This is a genomic window from Plantactinospora alkalitolerans, from assembly GCF_015690345.1.
Lineage (GTDB): Bacteria > Actinomycetota > Actinomycetes > Mycobacteriales > Micromonosporaceae > Plantactinospora > Plantactinospora alkalitolerans.
The window spans coordinates 20,444-28,552 of the sequence record NZ_JADPUN010000153.1; the positions used below are offsets into that span (position 1 = coordinate 20,444).

At 70.7% G+C, this 8,109-nt stretch carries 8 protein-coding genes; 5 read left to right on the forward strand and 3 right to left on the reverse strand.

Features of this window, described 5'->3' with window-relative positions; genetic code table 11:
* Window positions 1–163: 163 nt before the first annotated feature.
* Window positions 164–643: a hypothetical protein gene (locus I0C86_RS15660; protein ID WP_196201960.1), complete on the forward strand. Its 480-nt coding sequence runs from the start codon at window positions 164–166 to the stop codon at window positions 641–643.
* Window positions 644–671: 28 nt separating this feature from the next.
* Here the strand turns inward: I0C86_RS15660 and I0C86_RS15665 are convergent, their stop codons facing one another.
* From I0C86_RS15665 to I0C86_RS43435, 3 genes are read right to left on the reverse strand one after another with little or no spacing between them, the layout of a single operon-like run.
* Window positions 672–1,874 carry an ABC transporter permease gene (locus I0C86_RS15665; protein WP_196201961.1) on the reverse strand — a complete coding sequence of 401 codons (1,203 nt, stop codon included), beginning with the start codon at window positions 1,872–1,874 and terminating at the stop codon, window positions 672–674.
* Window positions 1,871–2,554: an ABC transporter ATP-binding protein gene (locus tag I0C86_RS15670; RefSeq protein WP_196201962.1), complete on the reverse strand. Its 684-nt coding sequence runs from the start codon at window positions 2,552–2,554 to the stop codon at window positions 1,871–1,873. The genes I0C86_RS15665 and I0C86_RS15670 overlap by 4 nt, the downstream gene beginning before the upstream one ends.
* Window positions 2,551–3,603, reverse strand: a complete 1,053-nt coding sequence (locus tag I0C86_RS43435) for an efflux RND transporter periplasmic adaptor subunit (RefSeq protein ID WP_323373655.1) — start codon at window positions 3,601–3,603, stop codon at window positions 2,551–2,553. The genes I0C86_RS15670 and I0C86_RS43435 overlap by 4 nt, the downstream gene beginning before the upstream one ends.
* 218 nt (window positions 3,604–3,821) lie before the next feature.
* Here I0C86_RS43435 and I0C86_RS15680 point away from each other — a divergent pair, with 218 nt between their 5' ends.
* The 4 genes from I0C86_RS15680 to I0C86_RS15695 all read left to right on the forward strand — a co-directional run bounded on the left by I0C86_RS15680 (window position 3,822) and on the right by I0C86_RS15695 (window position 8,098).
* The gene (locus I0C86_RS15680; protein ID WP_196201964.1) at window positions 3,822–4,475 is read left to right on the forward strand and encodes a response regulator transcription factor; all 654 of its coding nucleotides are present in this window, start codon (window positions 3,822–3,824) and stop codon (window positions 4,473–4,475) included.
* The gene (locus I0C86_RS15685) at window positions 4,472–5,740 is read left to right on the forward strand and encodes a sensor histidine kinase (RefSeq protein WP_323373657.1); all 1,269 of its coding nucleotides are present in this window, start codon (window positions 4,472–4,474) and stop codon (window positions 5,738–5,740) included. Before I0C86_RS15680 ends, I0C86_RS15685 begins: the two co-directional genes overlap by 4 nt.
* Window positions 5,741–5,881: 141 nt before the next feature.
* Window positions 5,882–7,027, forward strand: a complete 1,146-nt coding sequence (locus I0C86_RS15690; protein ID WP_196201965.1) for a PucR family transcriptional regulator — start codon at window positions 5,882–5,884, stop codon at window positions 7,025–7,027.
* 141 nt (window positions 7,028–7,168) lie between these two features.
* The gene (locus I0C86_RS15695) at window positions 7,169–8,098 is read left to right on the forward strand and encodes an ABC transporter ATP-binding protein (RefSeq protein ID WP_196201968.1); all 930 of its coding nucleotides are present in this window, start codon (window positions 7,169–7,171) and stop codon (window positions 8,096–8,098) included.
* Window positions 8,099–8,109 lie beyond the last annotated feature (11 nt).

Genomic DNA, 8,109 nt, shown 5'->3' on the forward strand with positions numbered 1-8,109 from the left:
CGGTTGCGGCGATCGACGGGTACCCGTTCGGTGCCGGCACCCCCACCAGGACCATGGACGGCGCCACCGTCGACGACGGTGGCGCCGGCGCCGTTCGAAGCCGTTGACCCGCGCGGGTCGACGCTCACCGAGTGGAAACCTCTCGGTCGGCAGTCTGATCCCCATGAAGATTTCACGCTTGGCGAAAGCCTCGATGGTCGCCGTCGCGGCGCTCTCCCTGCTCGGTTGCAGCGCGGCCGACAACGAGACACCGAAGACGGATCAGGAACAGGAAGACGCCCAGTTCCTCAAGTACGTGAAGTGCCTGCAGGACAACGGTGTCGAGGCCTCCTATTCGCAGGGTTCCGACGGGCGGGGCCACTTCGACGTCGACAGCGGGCCCGGTGATCCGAAGTTCAAGGCCGCGCGGCAGGCCTGCGCGGAGTACGTTCCGCAGGAGATGAAGAAGACGGCGTCTCCGTCCGAGCTGGATGCCCTGATCAAGGTCGCCGCGTGTATGCGCAAGCAGGGAATCGCCGTCGAGGACCCGACGATCGACGATCCCGCCCTGCACATCGGAGGCGCCGAGGGGGACAGCAGGAAGATCGAGGAGATCAGGGCCTCCTGCCAGAAGGAGACCCTGATCCCCAGCCCTTCGAGCTGACGGGTGGCGGGGGAGTCGGTCAGCGCGGTCAGGTCGTGGCGAGCGCCTCGGTGGGAGTAAGACGGGCGGCGCGGCGGGCGGGGTAGAGGCCCGCCAGGGCGCCGATGACGATGGCGGCCGCGACCCCGCCCGCGATGGTCTCCGTGGGCAGGGTCAGAGGCCAGCCCATAACGAGGGCGTACCCCGTGCTGGCGACGAGACCGACGGCGGCGCCGGCTGCTCCGCCGAGCGTGGACAGGGTGACGGATTCGGTGAGGAACTGCATTCGAATCTGGTGCCGGGTGGCACCGAGGGAGCGGCGCAGGCCGATCTCCTGGCGGCGTTCGAGCACGGAGATGACCATGACGTTGGCGATTCCGATGCCGCCGGCGAGGAGGGCGACGATGCCGATGCCGAGGAACAGGGCGTTGAAGGCGCTGTCGGCGGCGGCCTCGGCCTCGAGTTCCTGGGTCGGCTGACTGACCTGGACCTCTTCGGGATGTTCCGGGTTGATGGTTCGGGCGAGCACGTCGTACACCGACTGGACGGTCTGCGCCGTGGAGCGTTCGTACAGGGTGCTCGGGTGTCCGCTGAAGCCGAGCTGGCTGGCATAGGGCCAGCCGATCAGCGCGGCCCGGTCGATCTCGGGGGCCAGCGGCAACGTGTCGAGGACGCCGATGACCAGGAACCAGCGTCCGGCGATGTAGACGTGCGCGCCGGCCCTCGCGATGCCGAGCCGGTCCGCGGCGACCGAGCCGAGGGCCACGGTGGGGTACCGGCCGGTGGCGGCGTTGAGGAACGTTCCGGACCGGACGGTGCCCTGGAGAGTGTTCAGCAGGTCGACCCGGGCGGCCTGGACGGCGATGCCGTTGGTCTCGGCCGGGTCGATCCTGTCGGTGCGGCGGACGGTGGCACCGCCGACCATCCCGATCGCGGAGACGTCGGTTACGCCGGGGATGCGGGTGACCATGCCTTCGGCGCCGTCGGGGAGGGTGGAGTTCTGTCCGAGCAGGTTCGTGCCGGGGGAGGCGGTGAGCAGGTTGGAGCCGAGGGCCCGGATCTGAGCGATCAGTCCGGCCTGGCTGACGGTGCTGATGCCGACCAGGCCGACCATGGCGGCGACCCCGATGGTGATCCCGACAGCGGACAGGACGGCGCGCAGGGGGCGCCCGCGCAGGCCTTCCAGGCCGACCCGGGCGAGGTCACCGGGGTGGAGCCGGGCGGGGGCCGGCAGCTGTGTCGTGGCGCTCATGTGCGGACTCCCGTATCGACGTGGATCTGGCCGTCGCGGATCTCCAGCCGACGCGGCAGCGCGGCGGCGACCTCCCGGTCGTGGGTGATGACCACGATGGCGGTGCCGTCGTGGTGGAGTTCGGTGAGCAGGGCCAGCACCTCGGCGCCGGAAGCGGAGTCGAGGTTGCCGGTGGGCTCGTCGGCCAGCAGCAGGCTCGGGTTGCCGACCACCGCGCGGGCGATCGCCACGCGTTGCTTCTCGCCACCCGACAACTGGTGGGGTCGGTGGTCCAGCCGGTGCCCGAGGCCGACCCGCTCCAGCGCGGTCCGCGCGATACGGCGGCGCTGCCGCAGGAGCGAGCCGTGATAGAGCAGCCCGGCGGCGACGTTGTCCAGGGCCGACAGGTGCGGCGTGAGGAAGAACTGCTGGAACACGAACCCGATCCAGCGGGCGCGGACCGCGGCCAGCCGCCGGTCCGGCAACCGTGCCACATCGTGGCCGTGGATCAGTACGCGGCCGCTGGTGGGTGTGTCCAGGGTGCCCATCAGTTGCAGCAGCGTGGACTTGCCCGACCCGGACGGCCCGACGATCGCGACCAGTCCTCCGGCATGCACGGCCAGGGACGCCCGGCGCAGCGCGTGCACACCGCCGGGGTAGGTCTTGGTGACGTCCTCGACCGCGACGACCGGTGTGCTCATGAGACGGGCACCTGCACCTTCGCGCCCTCGGTCAGGTCCCCGGTCACCTCGACGTCGTCGCCGTCGAAGACGCCCAGTTCGACCGGTACCGAGGTGATCGTGCCGGAATCATCGACCACGTTCACCGAATACGACCCGTCGGCCGCCGCGAGCAGCGCGTTGACCGGCACCGCCAGCACGTCCCTGTGCTCGACGCTGGTGAACTCGACCGTGACCGGGGCGCCGTCCAACGTGCCGGCGTCCGCGGACTCGTCCAGGGTGACCGTGACGGTGATGGTGGCGGACTCGGTGCTCTCCCCGGTCTGGGACTGGGCGTTGGTCTTGTCGGCGGTGGCGACCGTGCCGACCGAGGAGACGTGTCCCGCCGTGGACTTCCCGCCGGGCAACTCGATCTGCACCTTGGCGCCCTTCTTGGCGATCTCCTGCGACGACACCGGCATCTTCACCGTCACCTGCCGGGTGGTCCCGGACGCGGTGAGCACCGTCCCGGCGGCAGGGCCGCCGGGAACCGCGGTCACGCTGGTGACCCGGATCGGGCCGGGCATCAGCACCACGTCGGTCGGGGACACCGAACCGGTCTGGGGAACCCGCAGAGCTTCCTGCCACTTCTCGATCGCAGACCTGGTCGACGAGGTGAACGTGCGATCCACCGTCAGACCCGGGCCGTACCCGAGCGCCGTGAGGTTCTGTTCCAGTTCCAGCACGTCGTTCCCGCTGCCCATCCCCGACCGAAGTGGCCGCCAGAACGGCATCGCCCCGTAGAACAGCGGCACCGGGTGCCCGTCGACCCCGTACACCGCCTTCCCCCGCACGATGACTTTGCCAGGGGCGGGCAGCCAGGTGATCCGGCCCGAGCCGGAACCCAACACGGTGTAGGAGTCCGCGTATCCGAGCGAGCCGTCCACCTGGGCCGCGCTGGACAGGTCCGTCCGTTTCACCGGCACCGTCGGCAGCGTCGTTCCGGTCGAGGCCGGTGCCCGGTCGTCGTCCCGCAGCGCGTACACCGCGCTTCCCGTACCGACGGCCAGCACGGCGACCCCGCTCGTCACCAGCCACAGCCTGCGGCGCCGCCGGGGCGGCGCCTCGTCCTCGCTCCCTGCCGGTGTCCTGAACCCAGAATGCAACACCATTCCACTCCACTTCCTTTCACCGCGCCGGATCTTCCCGACCGCGTGACGCTGTTTCCGTGGAAGCAGCGTGGACGGTGGCAGGTTTCGTGGCGGTGAGCGGAATCCGTCGCCCCCCGCATTTCTGTGAGAATGGAAATATGCGGATACTCGTGGCCGAGGATGAGCGGTTCCTTGCCGACCTGGTGGCCGAGGGGCTGCGTGGGCAGGCGATGGCGGTCGATGTCGCCTACGACGGTGCCGCCGCACTGGAGCGTCTCGCGGTCAACGACTATGACGTGCTGGTGCTGGATCGCGACCTGCCCGGCGTGCACGGGGACGACGTTTGCCAGGAGCTGAGCCGGCGCGGGGCGCAGGTGCGGATTCTGATGCTGACGGCCTCCGGTGAGGTCCACGACCGGATCGACGGGCTGAACCTGGGCGCCGACGACTACCTGTCCAAGCCGTTCTCCTTCGAGGAACTGGCCGCCCGGATCCGGGCACTGGCCCGCCGGTCGGGCCAGCCGTTGCCGCCGGTTCTGGAACGCGGCGGGATCACCCTGGACACCGCACACCGCCGGGCCTACCGCGACAGCCGGCCGCTGCGGTTGTCCCTCAAGGAGTACGCGGTGCTGGAGGTGCTGATGCGGGCGCAGGGCGCGGTGGTCAGCACCGAGGAGTTGCTGGAGCGGGCCTGGGACGAGCACATCGACCCGTTCACCACCGCGGTCAAGGTCACGATGAGCAAGCTGCGGACCAAGCTCGGCGATCCGCCCGTCATCGTGACCGTCCCGGGAAGCGGGTACTGGATGTGAATCCGGCGACGGGTATCAGGGCGGGGTTCACCGGCTCGGTACGGGTACGGATGACCCTGCTCTACGGCGGACTCTTCACGGTCATCACCGTGGGGGTGTTGCTGGGCGCGCTGCGCGGCCAGGGGCAGGTGGTCAACGATCAGTTCGATCGGTTGACCGCCTGGCAGGTGTCCGGTGTGCCCTGCAACGAGCGGGCCTTGGCGGAACTGCCGCCCTGTGCGCGAATCCCCTTCGACCAGACCCGGACCGCCGCCGCGAGGTCGGCCATGTCCGAAACCACGGTGCCGCAGGACGTGCAGGACGGCGTGCTGAGCAGCCAGCGGCTCATCATCCTGGTCGCCATCGCCGTGATCGCGGTACTGGCGTTCACGGTGTGCTGGTGGCTGACCGGAAGGCTGCTGCGCCCACTGCACCGGATCACCGCCGCCGCCCAGCGGCTGTCGCTGTCGACGCTGCACGAACGCATTGCGCTCACCGGACCCGACGACGAACTCCGGCGGCTCGCCGACACCTTCGACGCCATGCTCGACCGGCTGGAGCGCGCGGTCGACAGCCAGCGCCGGTTCATCGCCAACGCCTCCCACGAACTGCGCACCCCGCTGGCCGTCCAGCGGACCGCCGTCGAGGTCGGGCTGGCCAATCCGTCGCCGGAACGGGTGGAGCGGATCCGCACCGAACTGCTGCACAACACGCTGCGCTCCGAACGGCTCATCGAGGGGCTGCTGCTGCTCGCCAAGGGCGAGCGCGGACTGGACGCCCGCGCGCCCGTCGACCTGTCGGTCGTGGTGCGGGAGGTCGTCGAGGAGAACGCGAGGAGTGCCGATGCGGCCGAGGTCAGCCTTCTGACGCAGACCGTACGGCCGGTCACCGTGCTGGGCGATGATGTGCTGCTCGCGCAGCTCGTGACCAACCTCGTGCAGAATGCGATCCGCTACAACGTCCCCGGTGGGAAGGTCCTGGTCGAGCTGTCCGAAGACATGGGGCTGGTGGTCGGCAACACCGGCCCGCAGGTTTCCCCGGACCGGGCCGACGAACTGTTCGAACCGTTCCGTCGGCTGAACCCGGACCGAACCGGGTCGGACGGGGGCGCGGGGCTCGGCCTCTCCATCGTCGCAGCCATCGCCCGCGCCCACGGCGGCACGGCCACCCTGAGGGCCAACCCGGAGGGTGGCCTCACCGTCGCGGTGGACCTGCCGGTTCTGGTGGAACCGGCAGCAGGTGTCGACGGAGGCGTCCCCACCTCAATCCGACGCGTCGCCAGGTGACCGTCGACCCGATCGCGAGCTGGGTGTCCCCGACGATCTGGCGGATGGGACAGCAGCGGCATCTGTTACCGTCGATGACGTAGCGACCCATCCGCAACCGTCACCGCTCCGAACTGTCTGCGACGGGGAGGAATCGCATCGATGAGCGCACTGTTCAAGGCCTTGCGCGAGCGGGTGGAAGTCAACGCGCGGCATGCGGCCGAGACGTATGTCAACGAGGTCAGCGAGTACCAGACGATGCCGTCCGGCGTTGACGGCCGTACCGGAATATACGACTTCGCGGTGCTCATCCGGCGCCGGTCGCTCGATCTCGTCGCGGCCGCGCTGCCGCTGACCGAGAAGGACCTGGCCGGTATCGGCGCGGTCGGCCGCCAGCGGGCCGAGGTGGGATTGTCGGTGCCGTCCCAGCAGCAGGTGCTCGGCCTGCACACCGCGATGATGGTGCGCGAGGTGCACGACCTGGCCCGCCCCGAGGACGTGACCGACCTGCTGCGGATGGTCGGCTGGCTCGGCGCCCAGGGCGTACGGGCCCGGAGCGCATACCTGTGCGGATACACCCGTGGCGTCGGTACCGCGCGGGTGTTGTCGACGCGGCTGGAGATCCTGGCCCGTGCCCTGCTCGCCGACGAGCCCGTGGAGCCGATTGTCGCCGACCTGCGCCTTGCCGGGCGGTACCACATCTCGATTCTGAAAACGGCACGGCCGGTGGCTCCGGAGACGCAGGCCGAGGTGGTCGCCGCGCTCGCCGCGGACCGGATTCCGGTGACCTGGCTCGCCGTCGACGAGGTCGCCGTGCTCACGCCCGGCACCGAGTCGAAGACGAAGGCCCTTCAGCGGGTACGTCAGGCGACGGCGCTGATCGGTCAGCCCTGCGGCGTGGGCTCGGCGGAGGGCGCGGTGGGCGGGCTGGCGGAGACGCTGGCGTGGGCACGCGAGGCGAGCCGGGTGGCGCCGCCGCAGGATCGTCCGGAGCGGCTGCCGGAGATCGCGGACCTGTTCGTGGAGATGGCCGTGGCGCGGACGCCGGCGGTCGACGGCTGGCTGCGTACCTACGCGAGGGCGCTGGCCGCCGGCCCGGACCTGGTGGCGACGCTGCGTGCCTATTACGCCAACGACATGATCCGCACGAGTACCGCAGCCGCGCTGCACATCCACCCCCGCACGCTGGACTACCGGCTGCGCCGCGTGCGCGAGGTCACCGGCATCGATCCCGGCTCGACCGTCGGCGTCCGGCTGTTGAGCGCGACGGTGGCGCGGACGCTCGCCGTGGCGCACTACGCGGACTGACAGACGTCGCCGCGGGCGCACACAGACCTGGCGGACGCTCCCTCATGGCCTCGGGCGGCGTGGCGCGGGAGCGGTGCCGGCCCCGTTGACGGACGCGATGACCATGGTTAGAGTCTGCGCGACGCGGGCCGAAGGCGAGGTATCACCATCACACCTCTGTCTCTGCCGCAGCCACGGCGCGCACCGGAACTCGGTCGGGAGGCGTTGATCGTCTGCGAGAGCCTGGTCCGGATCTACCAGACCGGCTCGATCGAGGTGCAGGCGCTACAGGGCTTGGACCTGGTCGTGGAGAGCGGCGAGATGGTCGCCGTCGTCGGTGCGTCCGGGTCGGGCAAGTCGACGCTGCTCTCCATCCTCGCCGGGATCGACGCCCCCACCGCCGGGCGGGCCCGCGTCGACCGGTGGGACCTGCTGGCGATGTCCCGGGCCGACCGGGTTCGCTACCGGCGCCACACCGTCGGGTTCGTCCGGCAGCAGAGCACGAGCAATCTCGTGCCGTACCTGACGGCGCGGCAGATGGTCGACCTGCCGATGACCGCGGCCCGCACGCCGGCCCGGACCCGCCGCGCCCGTTCCGCGGAGTTGCTGAAAGCCCTCGGCGTCGCCGAGTGTGCCGATCGGCGTCCCGCCCAGATGTCGGGCGGCCAGCAGATGCGGGTCGCCGTCGCGGTCGCCCTCGCCAACGAGCCCCGGGTGCTGCTCGCCGACGAGCCGACCGGTGAGTTGGACACCGCCACCTCTGCGGAGGTCCTGGGTGCGCTGCGGGACGTCAACCGGCAGCTCGGCGTCACCGTCGTCGTGGTGACCCACGATCCCGAGATCAGCGGCAAGGTCGAGCGGACCGTGGCGATCCGCGACGGGCGCACCAGCAGCGAGGTGCTGCGCCGAGCGGCGACCGCCGCCGACGGCGACGTGGGGATGGTCGCCGAGGAGTACGCCGTGATGGACCGTGCCGGGCGGGTACAGGTGCCCCGCGAGTACCGGGAGGCGTTGGCGTTGACCAGGCGGGTCCGGCTCGTGCTGGCCCCAGCCCCCGTGGCCATCCGCCCCGCCCCCGCCGACCGTCCCTGAGCCCCCCCCCC

Coding starts and splice junctions, on each gene's coding strand:
- I0C86_RS15660 (WP_196201960.1), top strand. CDS start 164: ATGAAGATTTCACGCTTGGCGAAAGCCTCGATGGTCGCCGTCGCGGCG.
- I0C86_RS15665 (WP_196201961.1), bottom strand. CDS start 1,874: ATGAGCGCCACGACACAGCTGCCGGCCCCCGCCCGGCTCCACCCCGGT.
- I0C86_RS15670 (WP_196201962.1), bottom strand. CDS start 2,554: ATGAGCACACCGGTCGTCGCGGTCGAGGACGTCACCAAGACCTACCCC.
- I0C86_RS15680 (WP_196201964.1), top strand. CDS start 3,822: ATGCGGATACTCGTGGCCGAGGATGAGCGGTTCCTTGCCGACCTGGTG.
- I0C86_RS15690 (WP_196201965.1), top strand. CDS start 5,882: ATGAGCGCACTGTTCAAGGCCTTGCGCGAGCGGGTGGAAGTCAACGCG.